The sequence below is a fragment of the Pseudomonas nabeulensis genome (assembly GCF_004682045.1).
Taxonomy (GTDB): domain Bacteria; phylum Pseudomonadota; class Gammaproteobacteria; order Pseudomonadales; family Pseudomonadaceae; genus Aquipseudomonas; species Aquipseudomonas nabeulensis.
The window spans coordinates 61,896-78,187 of the sequence record NZ_QUZT01000026.1; the positions used below are offsets into that span (position 1 = coordinate 61,896).

Below are 16,292 nucleotides of genomic sequence, written 5' to 3' on the forward strand. Positions count from 1 at the left end.
CGCAAGCAGGTCGGAAACTTGCGCATCGCCCAAGTTCAATATTTTTTAACTAAGCGAGTGCAATAAAAGAAATAAGCAAGTTCGCAAATCGCTTTAAAAAAACTTGGAATTTTCTGCGCAGCGCACGAGTCGGAGTTGATAAGGCGTCCGTAACTAACTATGGGCCTATCGTTGAATAACCGGTCTTGCAGAAGGCCTACAAGGAAAACACACTATGAGCCTTATTCTGATCATTATCCTTATCCTCCTGCTGGTCGGTGGTTTGCCAGTGTTCCCCCACTCGCGTAACTGGGGTTATGGCCCGTCGGGTATCCTCGGTGTCGTACTGGTCGTGCTGCTGGTGTTGTTGCTGCTCGGTCGGATATAAACGCCACGCACAAAAAAAGAGGCCATCAAGGCCTCTTTTTTATGGCCGGTTAGTTAGTCCGGCTTGCCGTTGACCACACCGGCGGTGTTGTCCAACAGGCTCTTGGTAGCGGTTTGCAGGAACGACTCGAGTTTCTGCTTCAACGCCGCCTCGTCCGGCGACGCTGGGATCACTTTACCGGTCGGGTTGGCGCCCAGTTCGTATTCCCACAGCTTAGGTGGCATTTCCTTGGGCAGAACCAGAATGCGGTCTGCGGTCACCAGGGCGACGGTCTGGTCGCTGCCCGATGGCTTGATCACGCCGAAGCCCTTGTCGCCTTCCGGCAGGTTCAGCAGGTCGCGGCCCCAGCACTGGTGCAGGGTATCGCCACCGAGGCGGCCCATGATGGTCGGCACGATGTCGATCTGGGTGCCCACGGTGTGGTCACGCTCGCCGAACTTCTCCTGCATGCCCGGAGCAATCATCAGCATCGGCACGTTGAAGCGGCCCAGGTCCATCTCGGTGATCTGCTGTTCGTTGCCGAAGCCGTGGTCACCCACGATGACGAACAGGGTTTCCTTGAAGTACGGCTCCTTGCGGGCCTTTTCAAAGAACTGGCCCAGGGCCCAGTCGGAATAGCGCATCGCCGTCAAATGCTCGTTGAGGCTGCCACGGTCGGTGACTTTGTCCACCGGCAATGGGGTCGGCAACGCATACGGCGTGTGGTTGGACAGGGTTTGCAGCAAGGCGTAGAACGGCTTGCCGCCTTCACGCGCCTTCAACTCTTCTAGGCCACGGTTGAACATGTCCTGGTCGGACACGCCCCACGTCGGGTCGGAGAACACCGGGTCGACGAAGTCGTTGCGGCCGATGAAGTTGGTCATGCCCTGGTTGCTGAAGAAGCCCGACTGGTTGTCCCAGGCGAAGTCGCCGTTGTAGACGTACACGTCGTCAAACTTGCGCGCACTGAGCAACTGCGGCAGGCCCGACAGCTTGTGGCTGCCTTCCGGGGTCTGCATCAGGTATTCGAAGCCTGGCAGGTTCGGGAAGCACGCCATGGTGGCAAACATACCCTGGTGGGTGTGGGTGCCGTTGGAGAAGAAGCGGTCGAACAGCAGGCCTTCCTTGGACAGTTTGTCGAAGTACGGCGTGATATTGCCCGGACGACCCAGGGCGCCCACCGAGTGACCGGCGAAGCTTTCCATCAGGATCACGACCACGTTCTTGATCGGCAGGGTCTTCTCGGCCGGTGGGGTGTAGTCGCGGCGCACGGCGGCGATGTCGGCGTCTACCAGCTTCTCTTGCGGCAGTACCAGCATGTCACGCACGGTCTGGGTGGCCAGCGGCTGGTCCAGGGTGGCTTTCCAGATGTTGGTGCGGTCTTCGGAGAAGCGCGCCTTGGCGGCTGCGATCAGCGACAAGGTGCCATTGAGGCCCAACTGGTTGGCGAAGTTCGAGTCAGTGGTGTAGACGTCACCCCAACGCAGCGGCGGGCCCTGGCGCAGGGTGCCACGGATGGCGACCACAGCGATCAACAGGCACACCACGAATACCGCGATGCGCGTATACCACGGCGCCACTTGGCGGGTGCCGATGCTGCCACCGCTGAACGGGCCGCGTGGGCGCGTGGCGCGGTCGGCGCCTTTGAAGGCCATGCTCAGGATCAGCGTGCCCACGGCCCAGGCCAGCAGGTAGCGCACCACCGGGAAACCGTACCAGAGCATGCTCATCACGGTTTTCGGGTCTTCCTTCACGTACTGGAACACCAAGCCATTGAGGCGCTGGTGGAACTCGCGGTAGAAGTCCATTTCCATCAAGCCCAGGAACAGGGCGATGCTCGACGCAATGGTCAGCCAGAAACGAAAGAACCCACGCGCGGCCATGGCACGTACGCTGAACAGTGCCAGCAGCAGCGGCACCAGCGCGTACATCACAAAGCGGATGTCAAAACGCGTGCCGTTGACGAACGCTTCAAGGAAGGTCGAGGCCGGCGTATCGAGGATCATCTCGCGGTTGTACACCAGCAGCGCCAGGCGCAGCAGGGAGAACATCACCATCATGACCAGTGCGCAGAGCAGCGTGTATGCCAGATGGGATTTGACGGTCGGTTGCAGCAGGCGATTAGAAGCTCGCTGCTGATTCAGGGCGTCCGGGTTTGCCATGTCGTTTCAGGACCCATTGGAAGTTTAAGTTTCGAAGTAATGCAGTGGCGCGAATGGTGCCCGATCAGTGGCAGCAAGGCTATTAATTACTGAACGTGCACCGTTGCCCTGCCTTTAAGGCATCCGAGATAGAGCCTTGGTAGGGATATAAGCCGGCGAATTGTCTTGGATGGGATGTGAAAATTGTGTGCAGCGAATATTTCGATACACAAATCTCCCTGCCCCTGTGGAGCAAATGTGGGAGGGGTTGGCCCTAATGCCAGTCAGTTAAGAGCTGTCATACCCAACATGGCCTCTGTAGTGAGCGGGCTTGCCCCGCGCTGGGTGGCGCAGCCGCCCTAAACCCAGGCGCCTCGGTTTTTCAGGTAGACCGAGTCGAATGGATTTAGGGCGGCTGCGCCACCCAGCGCGGGGCAAGCCCGCTCACTACAGGAATGGCGTCGCCTTTACCTTAAATCCGCACATTCCCCCGCGGCCCGGCAATCGCCCAGATAATCAGGCCCAGCACCGGCAGCAACAGGATCAACAAGATCCACAACACTTTGGCGCCCGTGCTCGCGCCGCTTTTGAATACGTTGATGATCGCCCAGATATCCAGCGCCAGGATGATCAGCCCGATCAAACCATTAAAGGTGGAACCCATGGTGTCGCTCCTAAAGTGAGGGCATGCACTTGTAGGATAGTCAGCCCTGACGGCGGTTCCGTTTTATTTCAAACGTGGACGGCAACGCGCAGCGCTTCCAGGGACGGCTCGCCCTTGATACCGACTTCGGCACACAGTTCCAGCACGCGCGGCAGGTCATTGCCGTGGACCAGCACTGCCTGGATCTCGTCATCCAGCAACTGGCTGAAATTGACCAGCACATAGCCGCCCTCTTCCTGGCTAAGGGCACTCATCTGGATCTGGATGCGGTTCAGCGCGGTCAAGTCGTCGGTCTTGGCCAGTTGCTTGGGCTTGAGGTTGAACGCCACACCCGGGCCGAACGACGCGACGATGTGCGCAAACAGGTCGCCGTAGGTATCGGCCTGGAACAGCACGGTGTCCGGCAAGCTGCCGACGACCACCCATTCACCCAGTGGGATCGGGAAGCTGTCGTCGTAGTTGATATCCGGGTTGGCCGCCAGAAATGCCGCCGGGTCCGCGTAGGCCTGGGCCGCTTCTTCGGCGATGCGCGCCACCTCGTCTTCGCCCATGACGCCGGCGCTGATTTTGCTGATAAGTTCGACGAGGGCGGTTTTCATGGGGCGTTCCTGTGGCGGGCTGGTTTTTGAGGGCGCAAAGCCTACACCAGTTTCTGCAACTTCGCCGCCGTATCCATCGCGCCCATGGTCTGTGCCGCTGCCAGCGCGGTGGCGCCCTGGGCATCGGTGGCCTTGGGATTTGCGCCTTGGCCGAGCAGGTAGTCGAGCATTTCCACGCGATTGAACATCGCCGCCATCATCAACGCGGTGCGCCCATCGGACGAGGATGCATCCACCGGCGCTCCGCCTTCGATCAGCGCCTTGACCACATCCAGATTGCCTTTGAACGCGGCACCGGCAATTGGCAACTGGTTCTTGTCGTTGGCGATCTGCGGGTCGGCCTTGAACTCCAGCAGCACTTTTACCGCATCGGCGTGGCCGTGGTAGGCCGCGAGCATGAGCAGGGTGTCGCCATTGTGGTTACGGAAGTTGGCGGGCAAGCCCTTGGCCAGCAGCGCGGCGAGCATGGCTGCGTCGCCACGACGGGCCACGTCAAAGACCTGCTCGGCAAATTCGGCGGCTTCGTCTTCGGTCATTTGCTGGGACATGTGGGGGCTCCTTGTCTGATGCTGTATAGGGCGGCCAGTGTCGCCATGGAGTTCCCCGCTGTCATGGTTTTTTTGTCAAAAGCGGCCATAGGCAGAATCAATCACGCGACCTTCAGTAACGGAACTGCCCTGCCTGAATCTGCGCCAGCAGTTGATCCGTCACCGGCACGTAGCAGTCCGAGCCGGGTAACCAGGCGAATACCGGATCGTTGCCCGCCTTAACCGGGTCGAACGCTTCTTCCTTGAGCCGCACCTTCTGGTATTTGAACGTGCCGGTGGTTTCCATCTTCACCTTGATACGCAGGAACAGCGGGACCGCATAGGGCGGCAACTGGCCGTGGGCGAATTGCAGCAACTCTCGCATGTCCAGGGCCGCCAGGGACTCGCTCGGCGTGATGGCGACCATGCCGGCGCGACCATTGGTGTTTTCGATTTCGACACCATAAGCCACCACTTCGGCGATCTGCGGGTGTTGCAGCAAAACGTTTTCCACCTCGGTGGTAGAGACGTTTTCGCCTTTCCAGCGATAGGTGTCGCCCAGACGGTCGACAAATTGCGCATGGCCGAAGCCGATACTGCGCACCAGATCGCCGGTGTTGAAGTAGCGATCGCCTTTCTCGAACACGTCGGTGAGGATCACCTTGCGGTTCTTCTCCGGGTCGGTGTAGCCGTCGAAGGGTGACTTTTCGTCAATCCTGGCCAGCAGCAGGCCCTGCCCGCCCGTTGGCACCTTACGCATGAATCCATCGCCGCCCCGCAGCGGTTCGCCGCTGTCGTGGGCGTAGTCCACCAGCGCCCAATGTTGCAGGCAAAAGCCGATGGTGTTGTCGAAATTCAGGATGTTGGTAAAGCCGATATTGCCGTCGCTGGCGGCATACAACTCACAGATATGCTCGACGCCATAGCGCGCCTTGAACTGCGCCCATACTCCAGGGCGCAAGCCATTGCCGACCATCTTGACCACCGGGTTGTCGCGATCATGCTCGCTGGGTGGCTGGTCAAGCAGGTAGCGGCACAGCTCACCGACGTAGCCCAACGTGGTGGCCTTGTATTGGCGCACATCATCCCAGAACTGGCTCGCGCTGAATTTGCGGCGAATCGCGAACCCCGACGCACCGACAATCGCCGAGCCCCAGCACACACACAGGCCGGTGGCGTGGTACAGCGGCAAAGTGCAATACACCACATCGTCCGGGCCCATATCGAGAGCAATGCTGCCGAAACTCACGGCGGTCTTGGTCCAGCGGCCATGCTTCATGATGCCGGCCTTGGGCAAGCCGGTAGTCCCGGAGGTGTAGATATAGAAGCAAGGGTCGTTGAAAAAGATCTGCGCGGTGCTGGCCGGGTTGTCTACCGGGCATTCCGCGCTGGCGCTCAGCAGATCGCTATACCCTTCAGGCACCCCGCCGGCCTGTTGATCGGCAACGAACCAGGTACGCTCTGCCGGGATTCGCACCTGATCACGCACGGCCTCATAAGTACTGACCAATTCGGCGCCGACGACGATAGCCACCGGGTTCACCAAGTTCAGGCTATGCACCAGCGCACCCTGGGTTTGCGCCGTGTTGAGCATGGCGCAGATGCCGCCCAGCTTGGCCACGGCCAATACGCTGAGCAGCAGCTCCGGGCGATTCTCGATAAACAGTGCCACCACGTCGCCCTTGACGATGCCCTGGGCTTGCAGGTGGTGGGCGATACGGTTGGCCTGCTGGTTGGCCTCGTGATAGCTGAGTACACGGTCACCGAAGAGCAACGCAGCGCCTTGCGGGTTGCGCAACGCGGCTTGCTCAAAATGCCAACCGAGGCCGCACGGCTGCGCCGGGTCGGTGACATTGGCGGCGCGCATGCCACGCACCACCCGTGGCAGTGCACGCATGATGGCGGGCACCTTACGCAGCATCATGCCCCAGGTGATCCTGTCGTTTTGCGGGTGGTTCATGGAGGAACATCCTTTTTCTTATTCTTCGTTATGCCTCGCAGGAAAATACGTCAGCCCTTCCGCGGCTGTACACGCAGGATTTGAAATGTTTTGTATCCCGATGGGCGACCGCCAGGAAAACGGAATTAAGCCGTGGCATGGCAGTCTCTAGCAGTATCGGCGCGGCAAACCCACGGGTTGAGTAGCGCAAAATGCAGGATGCATGATGGCCATTCATGCAAATTGCACGAAACCGAAAATCTTGAAAATTTACAACCTATTGATTTATAAGGATTTTTTAGAAACTCACTAGCTGGCACAATCACTGCACCTATCACTCCATGCTTGCCCACTTGAGCCAATGGAGCTGATAGACATGAGCCTGATCCAAGATAAATTCGCTTCAGTATTCTCCAACTACGACGTCACCACCCAGCCACGTCCCGACGGTGGCATCCTGTTGACCCTGCGCAACAGTGAAGGTAAGCAGGTCAAGCGCTCGATCTCCTACCAGCAGCTGCACACCGCCGACCAACTGACCTGGGTCATCAGCGCGATTCGCCGTGACCTGGCTGAACAAGCCAGCGACCTGCCGCAGATTTCGATGCTGCAAAGCCAAAACCGCTTTGCGCTGCCGACCTACCATTCGGCCTAAGCACAAGACACAAAAAAGGCCGTGACGCCGTTGAGCGTCGCGGCCTTTTTTTGGGTCAGCACAACCCCTGTCGCGCCGCTTCGTTCATCGCCTGTACACGGTTGGAGACATCCAGTTTGCCGTAGATATTGCGCAGGTGGAATTTCACGGTGGCTTCGGAAGTGGCGCGAATCTGGCTGATTTCCCAGACGGTCTTGCCTTCCGCCGCCCAACGCAGAATTTCCACTTCCGCAGGGGTCAAGGGTTTGCCCAACAAGCTCAGGCGCCGCCTGACAGCAGTGGGCATGCTGTAGGGTGGCAGAAACGATTCCTTGTGACCGTTCATTAAGTGCTCTCCTTCTTACTGGCTGATGCCCTATCACCCTTCGGATTCCTCCTATTGACAGGTGATATAAACAATGATGCCGCAGAGAGTTACATAACGATTGGTACTAAGGCGTAGGGGCGAGCATAAACAGCCTCGCCCTACAGAACTTTAGGTTTCTTCCCACAACAACTTCAAACTTGACTGAGTTGAACAATCTGAAACTTATGCTTAGTCATCCATCCCCGGGAAGTCACCGGCCAACTCGACGCCGGTAAACTCTGGCTTAAAGCCTTTATCCGTATTGAAAACCCGCAGGGTAATGAAATGTGGGTTCTCGCCCATGTCAAACCAGTGAGCCATGCCCGCCGGAATCACCAGCAGGTCATTTTTTTCACAGCGTACGGCATAAACGTAGTCGCCAATGTGCAGCGCAAACAGGCCCTGCCCGGCGATAAAGAACCGTACGTGATCTTCGCTGTAGCGGCGCTCTTTAAGCCCGTGTTCGCGCTCCTCGCCGGGCGAATGGCGCAGCACTTCGACGTTGGCGTAACCCAGTGCATCGATCTGCGCCTGATACGCCGCAATCAGTTGCGCATCGCTGGTGCCCTTCTCCACTGGGCTGGGCTGCCAACGCTCAAAGCGCGCGCCGTGCTCAGCCAGGGTCGCGGCGATGTCATCGAAATGGGTCAGGACCTTGTTCGGGGTGTCCGGTGAAGCGACGGCGTAGACGGCGACATAACTCATTGAGAAGTTCCTTGGTTCTGCTCTTGCAATCGAAAACCGATGATAACGGCAGCGGCGAGGGCCGCGACGCTGGCGATGCTGAACGTGACGGTCGGCCCCAGCAGGTTCCAGCTGTAGCCCGAATACAGCGCACCCAATGCACCACCGGTGCCGGCCAGGGCAGCGTAGAGGGCCTGGCCCTGGCCTTGTTGTTTATCGCCAAAACTGCGTTGCACAAAGGCAATCGCTGCCGCATGAAAACTGCCGAAGGTGGCCGCGTGCAGCACTTGGGCCAACAACAGCACCCAGAAAAACTCGGCGAACGAGCCCAGTAACAGCCAGCGCAACGCCGCCAATAGAAAACTGGCCAGCAGCACCCGACGGATTGAAAAACGCGTGAGGATGCGGCTCATGGCCAGGAACATCAGGACTTCGGCCACCACCCCCAACGCCCACAACAGACCGATCACACCACGGCTGTAGCCCAGGTGTTCGAGGTGCAACGTGAGGAAGGTGTAATACGGGCCATGGCTCATTTGCATCAACGCCACACAGGCATAAAACGCCAGCACGCCGGGGCTACGCAGTTGCTTGAGAAAACCCTCACCGGCCAGGCGATGGCCGTGGCTGGCAGGCTGGGCATTCGGCACCCACAGGCTGGCGCCAATAATGCCGGCCATGATCACCACGACCACCACCGGGTAGATGTCCAGGCTCAGCCAGTCGAACAAGCGCCCCATGATCACCACGGTGAGGATAAAGCCGATGGAGCCCCACAGGCGGATCTGGCTGTAGCGGGCGGTCTGTTTTTGCAGGTGCGCCAGGGTGATCACTTCAAACTGGGGTAATACCGCGTGCCAGAAGAACGCATGCAAGGCCATCACCAGGGCCAGCCAGGCGTAGGTCTTGCTGATAAAGATCAGCGAAAAACTCATCAACGTGCACACCGCACCAAAGCGCACGATGGCCAGGCGCCGCCCGGTGTAATCGCCGAGCCAGCCCCACAGGTTAGGGGCTACGCAGCGCATCAGCATGGGGATGGCCACCAGCTCGCCGATGCGCGCGCTGGTGAAGCCAAGGTGATCGAAGTACAGCGCCAGGAAGGGCGCCGTCGCCCCCAAGAGGGCGAAGTAGAAGAGGTAGAAGCTGGAGAGACGCCAGTAGGGGAGATCGGGGGTCATTGTTTAGGGGGCTGCTTTGCAGCCCAGCGGGAGCGAGCTCCCTCGCCACAACAGCCCGTCACAGCTGACCCAGTACGGGGGTGGTCACGTGTACGTCGGCGTTCTGCCCACGATTGCGCAGCAAATGATCCATCAAAACAATGGCCATCATGGCTTCGGCAATCGGTGTGGCACGGATGCCAACGCATGGGTCGTGGCGGCCCTTGGTGATCACATCCACCGGGTTGCCGTGTACATCGATCGAGCGGCCCGGCGTGGTGATGCTCGACGTGGCCTTGAGCGCCAAGTGCGCCACAATCGGCTGGCCGGAGGAAATACCGCCGAGGATGCCACCCGCGTTGTTGCTGAGGAAACCTTCCGGGGTCAGCTCGTCGCGGTGTTCGGTGCCACGCTGTGAAACACAGGCAAAACCCGCACCGATTTCAACGCCCTTCACTGCGTTGATGCTCATCAAGGCATGGGCCAGCTCGGCGTCCAGGCGGTCGAAAATCGGCTCGCCCAGGCCCGGCTTGACGCCTTCGGCAACCACGGTGATCTTGGCGCCGACGGAGTCCTGGTCGCGGCGCAACTGGTCCATATAGGCTTCCAGTTCCGGCACTTTGTCGGGGTCGGGGCTGAAAAAGGCGTTGTCTTCCACGCTATCCCAGGTCTTGAACGGGATTTCAATCGGACCCAGTTGACTCATGTAGCCACGGATCACGATGCCCTGGGTGGCCAGGTATTTCTTGGCGATGGCACCGGCAGCCACGCGCATTGCGGTTTCGCGGGCCGAGCTGCGGCCACCGCCACGATAGTCGCGTTCGCCGTATTTGTGGTGGTAGGTGTAGTCGGCGTGGGCCGGGCGGAACAGGTCCTTGATCGCCGAGTAGTCCTTGGACTTCTGGTCGGTGTTGCGGATCAACAGGCCGATGGCGCAGCCGGTGGTGCGGCCCTCGAAGACGCCGGAGAGAATCTCGACTTCGTCGGGCTCCTGGCGCTGGGTGGTGTGGCGGCTGGTGCCGGGCTTGCGGCGGTCGAGGTCACGCTGCAGGTCTTCCAGGGACAGCTCGAGGCCGGGCGGGCAGCCATCGACAATGGCGACCAACGCCGGGCCATGGCTTTCGCCCGCGGTGGTGACAGTGAACAGCTTGCCGAAGGTATTGCCGGACATGCAGGGCGCTCCGTGAAATCAGTTGTAATCACTCAGGGGTGATAACCAAGCGCGCCAGTATACGCGGGGCAACCGAGTAGTTCATCCTCGAAACCTTCCCGGTAGACATTGGTCGAACCGACACCTCCCTGATGATGGCGCGATGATGCTGCGAGTTTTGCTGTTTACCCTGACACTGTTTAGCGCCGTGGCCCAGGCCGCGTCCCCGGTTGTGCTGCAACGCCCCATCAGCCTGGACACCGGCAGTGGCGAGCTGTTTGGCTCATTGCTGCTGCCCCAGTCCGACAAACCGGTGCCGGTGGTGCTGATCATCGCCGGTTCCGGCCCCACCGACCGCAACGGCAACAGTGCCGATGGCGCGCGCAATGACAGCCTCAAGCGCCTGGCCTGGGTACTGGCCCGCCACAACATCGCCAGCGTGCGCTATGACAAACGCGGCGTGGCCGCCAGCCTGGCCGCCACCCCCGATGAGCGCAACCTGACCCTGGACGCCTATGTGTCTGACGCCGTGGCATGGAGCAAACTGCTCAAGGCCGACCCGCGCATGGGGCCACTGGTGCTGCTCGGCCACAGTGAAGGCGCCCTAGTGGCCGCCCTCGCTGCACCGCAACTTGAGCCGGCTGGCGTGGTTTCCCTGTCCGGCAGTGCCCGCCCGGTAGACCAGGTGATTCGCCAACAACTGGCTGACCACCTGCCCCCTGCCCTGCTGCTGCGCAGCAATCAAATTCTCGACCACCTCAAGGCCGGCCAGGTGGATACGGACGTACCCGGCCCGCTGGAGGGCATTTTCCGACCGAGTGTGCAGCCCTATCTGATCAGCCTGTTCCGTGCCGATCCCTCCGCTGCGTTCGCCAAGCTGGACATGCCGGCGCTGATTATCCAGGGCACCAACGATATCCAGGTCGGCGTCGGCGATGCTCGGCAACTGAAAAAAGCCAAGCCCGATGCACAGTTGGCGGTGATCGAGGGTATGAACCACGTGATGCGCATCGTGCCTAACGACGTGAAGCAGCAATTGGCGTCCTACAACGACCCGCAATTACCCCTCGCCGCCGAGCTGGGAACCCGTGTGGTGCGCTTTATCGACGGACTTCAACCCCGTTAAGCGACAATTTGCCTCCAGTCCTACAGAAAGCGGCCGATAAGCCCAGAGTCGACAGCAAAAAGACTGTCGGCTTGCTGGGCTTGGACAGGATCGCGCCGCATGACAACCACTGAAGCAACACCGGAATCCACCGCCGACACCCCGGCTGAAAAAACCGAGGCCGTCGACGCGGCGCCCCTGCCGTGGGCGGATGTTCACGCCGAGCATTTCAAAATGCTGCGCCTGGCGCCGCTGACCACCGACCGCGCCACCGGCGGACGGCCCCTGCGTTTCGTGCAGTTCGGCTACGCCGAGCGCAATGACAAACACCGCAGCCTGTTGCGCATGGTCATCCAGTTGCCCGGCCAGCGCGTGCGCAGCGAACAAAATCATTTGGATGTATGGGTCGATCACGACACCCATCGTGTGCACTTCGGCCCAGGCAACAGCCTGGAAATCGAACCGGCCAACCGTGGCTTGGGGCGTTTTCTGGTAGCACAAGGCGCGGCATGGGCGAAAAAGAAAGGCGCGAACTACCGCATCGACGGCATCGATCTGTCCAACAAGGACGCACTCAACGAAGCCACCCGCCTGCGCCGCGATCACTTTTTGCGGGTACACGGCTTTGATGTGGCCTACGCCGACGTGCAGCACCTCAAAGGCACCGTGCAACCGGGCAAGGTCAGCGACGTGCTGGACAGTTGGAACACCGAAAAGGTGCAGTTCGTCGAGATTCTGGAAGCGGCGCAAATGCTGCAACAGGCCGAGCAGAATTTGGCCGAGAACGAAGTGAAGCTGCGCAAGGAAGAGGAAAAGGTCACCAAGTTCAAGCGTGAGGACAGCGGCTTGCGCTTTACCATTACGTGTCTGGTGGCGTTTACGGTGTTTCAGGCGGGGTTGTTGATCTGGATTGCCACGCACCGCTGATAGCGGATTGAAATGCGATCAAATGTGGGAGGGGGCTTGCCCCCTCCCACATTGGCCCTATTTACGACCTTTAAACCCGTGCGGCGAAAATGGCCTGATGCTGACGGCACTGCTCCGCCGTCAACATAAACACCCCATGCCCACCACGCTGGAAGTCCAGCCAGGCAAAATCCACTTCCGGGTACAACGCTTCGACGTGAACCTGACTGTTGCCCACTTCAACGATCAGCAGGCCTTTCTCGGTCAAATGGTCTGCCGCTTCGGCCAGCATGCGCCGCACCAGGTTCAAGCCATCATCGCCACAGGCCAGGCCCAGCTCCGGCTCATGCTGGTATTCATCCGGCATATCGGCGAAATCTTCGGCATCCACATACGGCGGGTTGGACACAATCAGGTCGAAACGCTGCCCCGGCAAACCATCGAAGCCGTCGCCCTGCACGGTGTAGACGCGCTCATCCACGCCATGGCGCTCGATATTCTGGTTGGCCACTTCCAAGGCTTCAAACGACAAGTCGCCCAGTACCACCTCAGCGTCCTGGAACTCATAGGCGCATGCAATGCCGATGCAGCCAGAGCCGGTGCACAGGTCAAGAATGCGTGCCGGCGGTTGGGCCAGCCAGGGTTCGAAGCGGTTTTCGATCAGCTCGCCAATCGGTGAACGCGGGATCAACACGCGCTCATCGACAATAAACGACATGCCGCAGAACCAGGCTTCCTTCAACAGGTAGGCGGTGGGTACACGCTCGTGAATACGGCGGTGCAACAAGCGCTGTACGTGAGAGATTTCCTCTTCTTCCAGGTTGCAGTCCAGGTAACTGTCGGCAATTTCCCACGGCAGGTGTAGGGCGCCGAGCACCAATTGGCGCGCTTCGTCCCAGGCATTGTCGGTGCCATGGCCAAAAAACAGGTCTTCCCCATGGAAACGGCTGACAGCCCAACGGATATGGTCGCGCAAGGTGCGCAGGCGGGAAGTGATCACGGGGGCAGACTCCTGGAAAAAACGACTGGCGATTCTAACAGCCTTCACCTGTACCGACGATGTACGAAACACCTTCGCCATCCGTCGGATTTCATCCAAATTGCCAGCATTGTGTTAAACAACAGCACCACTTGACATGGCTGCACGTCAACAACGGCGTACCTTACGATGGTAGCGATTCACAGAACCGCTCAGCCAGTGGACAATGTGACAAAAGCCCCCCTCACAGGAGCCCCAGAATGTCCGTTCCAAAGACGATGTTTCAACTCAGCGGTCGCGGTTACGCAGCAGCGAACCTCAGCCATGCGACCCTCGTGATCATCGACGCCCAGAAGGAATACCTCAGCGGCCCACTCGCCCTCTCGGGCATGGACGCGGCCGTTGGCAATATCAAGCAGCTTGTGTCAGCAGCGCGTAACGCTGGGCGCCCCATCGTGCATGTACGCCACTTGGGCACCGTCGGCGGCCTGTTTGATCCACAGGGCGAGCGCGGTGAATTCATCACCGGCCTGGAACCCGAAGGTGACGAAACCATCATCGGCAAGCTGCTGCCCAGCGCCTTCCACGGCACCGGCCTTGAGAAGCACTTGCAAGATCTTGGCTCCCTGGACCTGATCGTCTGCGGCTTCATGAGCCACTCCAGCGTGAGCACCACCGTGCGTGCCGCCAAGAACCTGGGCTTTCGCTGCACCCTGGTGGAAGACGCCTGCGCCACCCGCGACCTGCCCTACAAAGGCGGCATCCTGAGTGCCGAGCATGTGCAGCAGACCGAAATGGCCATCATGGCTGACAATTTCGCCACACTCGCGGCGACCAAAGATCTGATCTGATCGTCCTTCGGATGAGCGGCGCGGCAATGTTTATTGACCCGCTCATCCGCCAAGCCCTTTCATTTGGCGCATTTACCTCTCCCCCCGGAACAACCTGTGTAATGTCCGGTCGAAGGGCCGATACCCTGGAGGAAAGGTCGGAATGAAGATATCCGATGGATTCGATGCTCGTCGCTTGCGCCCCAAGGGCCCAAGCAACTGGCGTCTGCGCCTGGTAGCGGGCTTTGCCCTGCTGCTGGCGATTATTGGTTTGCTGTTGGCCGGCGCTGGTGGCGCCGGTTTGTTTGGCCATTCGCCAGCCCTTGGTGAGCTGAATGCCAGCCCTGGTGGCTCGGCTATCCTGCTGGTGATCGGCTTGCTGGTGGTGTGGATGGGCGTGGCGTTATGGCGTCGCAGTCGTCGGAAAATGCGCCAGCCACTGTCACTGAATATCTCTGCACACCTGATGAAAAAGCACGACTGATGGCGCTTGGATAGCGTTTCCTGCGCCCCGGCCGCCGCGATTTAGGTAAACTGCCCGCCCTTCGCGGAGGCTGACATGCAAGACGACGATTTTTCCCTGTTCAAAAACGAGCTGCGCGGCGTCAAGCCGATCAAGCACGACCGCGCCGACACCGGCAAACCCAAGTCCGACCGGGCGCAGATCGCCAAACTGCGCCAGGCTGCGACCGTGCGCACTGACGCCACCACCGTGGACGGTCTGTCAGACCAGTTCGTGATCGATGTCGGCCCCGAAGACGAGCTGATGTGGGCCCGCGACGGCGTGCAGGAAAGCCAGATGCGCAAGCTCAAGGCTGGCCAGATCCCGTTCGAGGGTAGCCTGGACCTGCATGGCATGAACGTAGAAAAAGCCCGCGAAACCCTGTGGGCCTTTCTCGCCGAAGCCACCAAATTCGAAATCCGCTGCGTGCGCGTGACCCACGGCAAGGCTGTGCGGCTGGACGGCAAGCGCCCGATGATCAAGAGCCACGTCAACACTTGGTTGCGCCAGCATGCCCAGGTACTCGGTTTTACCTCGTGCCAGGCCCGCCACGGCGGCGCGGGCGCGGTGTATGTGATGCTCAAGCGCACCATGATGGAAGGTCGCGACGAGTAACAAGTGCCATCGTCAGGCTTGCAGCGATGTGCCCGCCACCGTAACCTTGCGCTTTGCGAAAATCCCACAGGTAGTTTCATGTCCCTGGAACAGAATTACACCGCGATCCTCGGCCAGCTCGGCGAGGACGTTTCCCGCGAGGGTCTGCTCGACACGCCAAAACGTGCCGCCAAGGCCATGCAGTACCTCTGCCGCGGCTATGAACAGACACTGGAAGAAGTCACCAACGGTGCCTTGTTCAGCTCCGACAACAGCGAAATGGTGCTGGTCAAGGACATCGAGTTGTACTCGCTGTGCGAACACCACCTGCTGCCGTTCATCGGCAAGGCCCACGTCGCGTATATCCCGAGCGGCAAAGTGCTGGGCCTGTCGAAGGTCGCGCGGATCGTCGATATGTACGCCCGCCGCCTGCAGATCCAGGAAAACCTCAGCCGCCAGATCGCCGATGCCGTGTTGCAAGTGACCGGCGCCCTGGGCGTGGCGGTGGTGATCGAAGCCAAGCACATGTGCATGATGATGCGCGGCGTGGAGAAGCAGAACTCGTCGATGATCACGTCGGTGATGCTCGGTGAGTTCCGCGAAAACGCGGCCACCCGCAGCGAATTCCTCAGCCTGATCAAGTAACCGGCGGGGTAGGAAAAAACCGGCGTTCATCGCCGGTTTTTTTTCGTCCGCCAAAATCAGGTAAGCTGCGGCCCCTTCGTTAATGGGCAAGAGGTTTGAGCCATGTTCGTCAAAGCACTTCGAGTGGGCCTCGGCCAGATCATCATCGCCGGCGACTTTCTTACCCGCCCGCGCAAGAAACAACGCGCCGCCGAGCAACAGGCGCAGGTCAATGAAGCGGCCAAGGATTTGACCCTGTATCAGTTCCACGCCTGCCCTTTCTGCGTGAAGACCCGCCGCACCCTGCACCGCCTGAATGTGCCGGTGGCGTTGAAGGACGCGAAGAACAACGAGCAGGACCGCCAGACCCTGCTGGAGCAAGGCGGCAAGATCAAGGTGCCGTGCCTGCGGATTGAAGAGAATGGCCAGACCACCTGGATGTATGACTCTAAGGTGATCATTGATTATCTGGATAAGCGGTTTGCTGCTATCTGACAGGCGCTGATGGACCCATGTGGGAGGGGGCTTGCCCTAATGCCAG

19 protein-coding genes are annotated in these 16,292 nt (G+C 59.8%); 9 read left to right on the forward strand and 10 right to left on the reverse strand.

The features are described 5' to 3' along the window. Positions 1–214: 214 nt before the first annotated feature. A complete protein-coding gene (locus DYL61_RS15345) occupies positions 215–367 on the forward strand; it encodes a DUF3309 family protein (RefSeq protein ID WP_015885095.1) in 153 nt (50 codons plus the stop codon). Positions 368–420: 53 nt separating this feature from the next. On the opposite strand, the gene DYL61_RS15350 is transcribed toward DYL61_RS15345, so the two are convergent. From DYL61_RS15350 to DYL61_RS15370, 5 genes are all read right to left on the reverse strand, one after another. Beyond that, on the reverse strand, positions 421–2,508 hold the full coding sequence (locus tag DYL61_RS15350; protein WP_135309006.1) for an LTA synthase family protein: 2,088 nt from the start codon (positions 2,506–2,508) through the stop codon (positions 421–423). Between the two features lie 451 nt (positions 2,509–2,959). Continuing rightward, on the reverse strand, positions 2,960–3,151 hold the full coding sequence (locus DYL61_RS15355; protein WP_003172956.1) for a PLDc N-terminal domain-containing protein: 192 nt from the start codon (positions 3,149–3,151) through the stop codon (positions 2,960–2,962). 68 nt (positions 3,152–3,219) lie between these two features. Beyond that, entirely contained in the window at positions 3,220–3,750 is a 531-nt protein-coding gene (locus DYL61_RS15360) for a hypothetical protein (protein WP_135309007.1), read from the reverse strand. Positions 3,751–3,791: 41 nt separating this feature from the next. Continuing rightward, entirely contained in the window at positions 3,792–4,298 is a 507-nt protein-coding gene (locus tag DYL61_RS15365) for an ankyrin repeat domain-containing protein (protein WP_135309008.1), read from the reverse strand. A 112-nt stretch (positions 4,299–4,410) separates the two neighbouring features. Continuing rightward, positions 4,411–6,237: a long-chain-acyl-CoA synthetase gene (locus DYL61_RS15370; protein WP_135309009.1), complete on the reverse strand. Its 1,827-nt coding sequence runs from the start codon at positions 6,235–6,237 to the stop codon at positions 4,411–4,413. A gap of 355 nt (positions 6,238–6,592) precedes the next feature. Between DYL61_RS15370 and DYL61_RS15375 the strand changes: the two genes are divergently transcribed. Further along, the gene (locus DYL61_RS15375; protein WP_010208870.1) at positions 6,593–6,871 is read left to right on the forward strand and encodes a DUF3509 domain-containing protein; all 279 of its coding nucleotides are present in this window, start codon (positions 6,593–6,595) and stop codon (positions 6,869–6,871) included. Between the two features lie 55 nt (positions 6,872–6,926). Here the strand turns inward: DYL61_RS15375 and DYL61_RS15380 are convergent, their stop codons facing one another. From DYL61_RS15380 to aroC, 4 genes are all read right to left on the reverse strand, one after another. After that, positions 6,927–7,196, reverse strand: a complete 270-nt coding sequence (locus DYL61_RS15380; RefSeq protein ID WP_135309010.1) for a response regulator transcription factor — start codon at positions 7,194–7,196, stop codon at positions 6,927–6,929. Between the two features lie 210 nt (positions 7,197–7,406). After that, complete coding sequence (locus DYL61_RS15385) at positions 7,407–7,922, reverse strand: acireductone dioxygenase (RefSeq protein ID WP_135309011.1); 516 nt, start codon at positions 7,920–7,922, stop codon at positions 7,407–7,409. Further along, on the reverse strand, positions 7,919–9,082 hold the full coding sequence (locus DYL61_RS15390) for an MFS transporter (protein ID WP_135309012.1): 1,164 nt from the start codon (positions 9,080–9,082) through the stop codon (positions 7,919–7,921). Before DYL61_RS15390 ends, DYL61_RS15385 begins: the two co-directional genes overlap by 4 nt. A gap of 58 nt (positions 9,083–9,140) precedes the next feature. Then, complete coding sequence (aroC, locus tag DYL61_RS15395; RefSeq protein WP_105523207.1) at positions 9,141–10,232, reverse strand: chorismate synthase; 1,092 nt, start codon at positions 10,230–10,232, stop codon at positions 9,141–9,143. A 142-nt stretch (positions 10,233–10,374) separates the two neighbouring features. Here aroC and DYL61_RS15400 point away from each other — a divergent pair, with 142 nt between their 5' ends. Both DYL61_RS15400 and DYL61_RS15405 read left to right on the forward strand, forming a co-directional pair. Then, positions 10,375–11,337 carry an alpha/beta hydrolase gene (locus DYL61_RS15400; protein ID WP_135309013.1) on the forward strand — a complete coding sequence of 321 codons (963 nt, stop codon included), beginning with the start codon at positions 10,375–10,377 and terminating at the stop codon, positions 11,335–11,337. Positions 11,338–11,436: 99 nt separating this feature from the next. Beyond that, entirely contained in the window at positions 11,437–12,243 is an 807-nt protein-coding gene (locus tag DYL61_RS15405; RefSeq protein ID WP_135309014.1) for a hypothetical protein, read from the forward strand. A 70-nt stretch (positions 12,244–12,313) separates the two neighbouring features. Here the strand turns inward: DYL61_RS15405 and prmB are convergent, their stop codons facing one another. Continuing rightward, positions 12,314–13,222 (reverse strand): 50S ribosomal protein L3 N(5)-glutamine methyltransferase, encoded by a 909-nt coding sequence (gene prmB, locus DYL61_RS15410; protein WP_135309015.1) that lies wholly within the window; start codon positions 13,220–13,222, stop codon positions 12,314–12,316. Between the two features lie 239 nt (positions 13,223–13,461). Here prmB and DYL61_RS15415 point away from each other — a divergent pair, with 239 nt between their 5' ends. From DYL61_RS15415 to DYL61_RS15435, 5 genes are all read left to right on the forward strand, one after another. Continuing rightward, positions 13,462–14,052, forward strand: a complete 591-nt coding sequence (locus tag DYL61_RS15415; protein ID WP_135309016.1) for a cysteine hydrolase family protein — start codon at positions 13,462–13,464, stop codon at positions 14,050–14,052. 142 nt (positions 14,053–14,194) lie between these two features. Next, entirely contained in the window at positions 14,195–14,515 is a 321-nt protein-coding gene (locus DYL61_RS15420) for a hypothetical protein (protein WP_135309017.1), read from the forward strand. Between the two features lie 75 nt (positions 14,516–14,590). Further along, positions 14,591–15,148 (forward strand): Smr/MutS family protein, encoded by a 558-nt coding sequence (locus DYL61_RS15425; RefSeq protein ID WP_105694943.1) that lies wholly within the window; start codon positions 14,591–14,593, stop codon positions 15,146–15,148. A 78-nt stretch (positions 15,149–15,226) separates the two neighbouring features. Next, a complete protein-coding gene (gene folE / locus DYL61_RS15430) occupies positions 15,227–15,772 on the forward strand; it encodes a GTP cyclohydrolase I FolE (protein WP_003236739.1) in 546 nt (181 codons plus the stop codon). A 102-nt stretch (positions 15,773–15,874) separates the two neighbouring features. After that, entirely contained in the window at positions 15,875–16,246 is a 372-nt protein-coding gene (locus DYL61_RS15435) for a glutathione S-transferase N-terminal domain-containing protein (protein WP_135309018.1), read from the forward strand. The last annotated feature ends 46 nt before the right edge of the window (positions 16,247–16,292 follow it).

What these genes read in the sequence shown, in the direction of transcription:
- DYL61_RS15370 (WP_135309009.1), bottom strand. Translation starts at nt 6,237, where the DNA reads ATGAACCACCCGCAAAACGACAGGATCACCTGGGGCATGATGCTGCGT.
- DYL61_RS15435 (WP_135309018.1), top strand. Translation starts at nt 15,875, where the DNA reads ATGTTCGTCAAAGCACTTCGAGTGGGCCTCGGCCAGATCATCATCGCC.
- DYL61_RS15390 (WP_135309012.1), bottom strand. Translation starts at nt 9,082, where the DNA reads ATGACCCCCGATCTCCCCTACTGGCGTCTCTCCAGCTTCTACCTCTTC.
- DYL61_RS15415 (WP_135309016.1), top strand. Translation starts at nt 13,462, where the DNA reads ATGTCCGTTCCAAAGACGATGTTTCAACTCAGCGGTCGCGGTTACGCA.
- DYL61_RS15360 (WP_135309007.1), bottom strand. Translation starts at nt 3,750, where the DNA reads ATGAAAACCGCCCTCGTCGAACTTATCAGCAAAATCAGCGCCGGCGTC.
- folE (WP_003236739.1), top strand. Translation starts at nt 15,227, where the DNA reads ATGTCCCTGGAACAGAATTACACCGCGATCCTCGGCCAGCTCGGCGAG.
- DYL61_RS15405 (WP_135309014.1), top strand. Translation starts at nt 11,437, where the DNA reads ATGACAACCACTGAAGCAACACCGGAATCCACCGCCGACACCCCGGCT.
- DYL61_RS15400 (WP_135309013.1), top strand. Translation starts at nt 10,375, where the DNA reads ATGATGCTGCGAGTTTTGCTGTTTACCCTGACACTGTTTAGCGCCGTG.
- DYL61_RS15355 (WP_003172956.1), bottom strand. Translation starts at nt 3,151, where the DNA reads ATGGGTTCCACCTTTAATGGTTTGATCGGGCTGATCATCCTGGCGCTG.
- DYL61_RS15420 (WP_135309017.1), top strand. Translation starts at nt 14,195, where the DNA reads ATGAAGATATCCGATGGATTCGATGCTCGTCGCTTGCGCCCCAAGGGC.
- DYL61_RS15385 (WP_135309011.1), bottom strand. Translation starts at nt 7,922, where the DNA reads ATGAGTTATGTCGCCGTCTACGCCGTCGCTTCACCGGACACCCCGAAC.
- aroC (WP_105523207.1), bottom strand. Translation starts at nt 10,232, where the DNA reads ATGTCCGGCAATACCTTCGGCAAGCTGTTCACTGTCACCACCGCGGGC.
- DYL61_RS15425 (WP_105694943.1), top strand. Translation starts at nt 14,591, where the DNA reads ATGCAAGACGACGATTTTTCCCTGTTCAAAAACGAGCTGCGCGGCGTC.
- DYL61_RS15345 (WP_015885095.1), top strand. Translation starts at nt 215, where the DNA reads ATGAGCCTTATTCTGATCATTATCCTTATCCTCCTGCTGGTCGGTGGT.
- DYL61_RS15365 (WP_135309008.1), bottom strand. Translation starts at nt 4,298, where the DNA reads ATGTCCCAGCAAATGACCGAAGACGAAGCCGCCGAATTTGCCGAGCAG.
- DYL61_RS15375 (WP_010208870.1), top strand. Translation starts at nt 6,593, where the DNA reads ATGAGCCTGATCCAAGATAAATTCGCTTCAGTATTCTCCAACTACGAC.
- DYL61_RS15350 (WP_135309006.1), bottom strand. Translation starts at nt 2,508, where the DNA reads ATGGCAAACCCGGACGCCCTGAATCAGCAGCGAGCTTCTAATCGCCTG.
- DYL61_RS15380 (WP_135309010.1), bottom strand. Translation starts at nt 7,196, where the DNA reads ATGAACGGTCACAAGGAATCGTTTCTGCCACCCTACAGCATGCCCACT.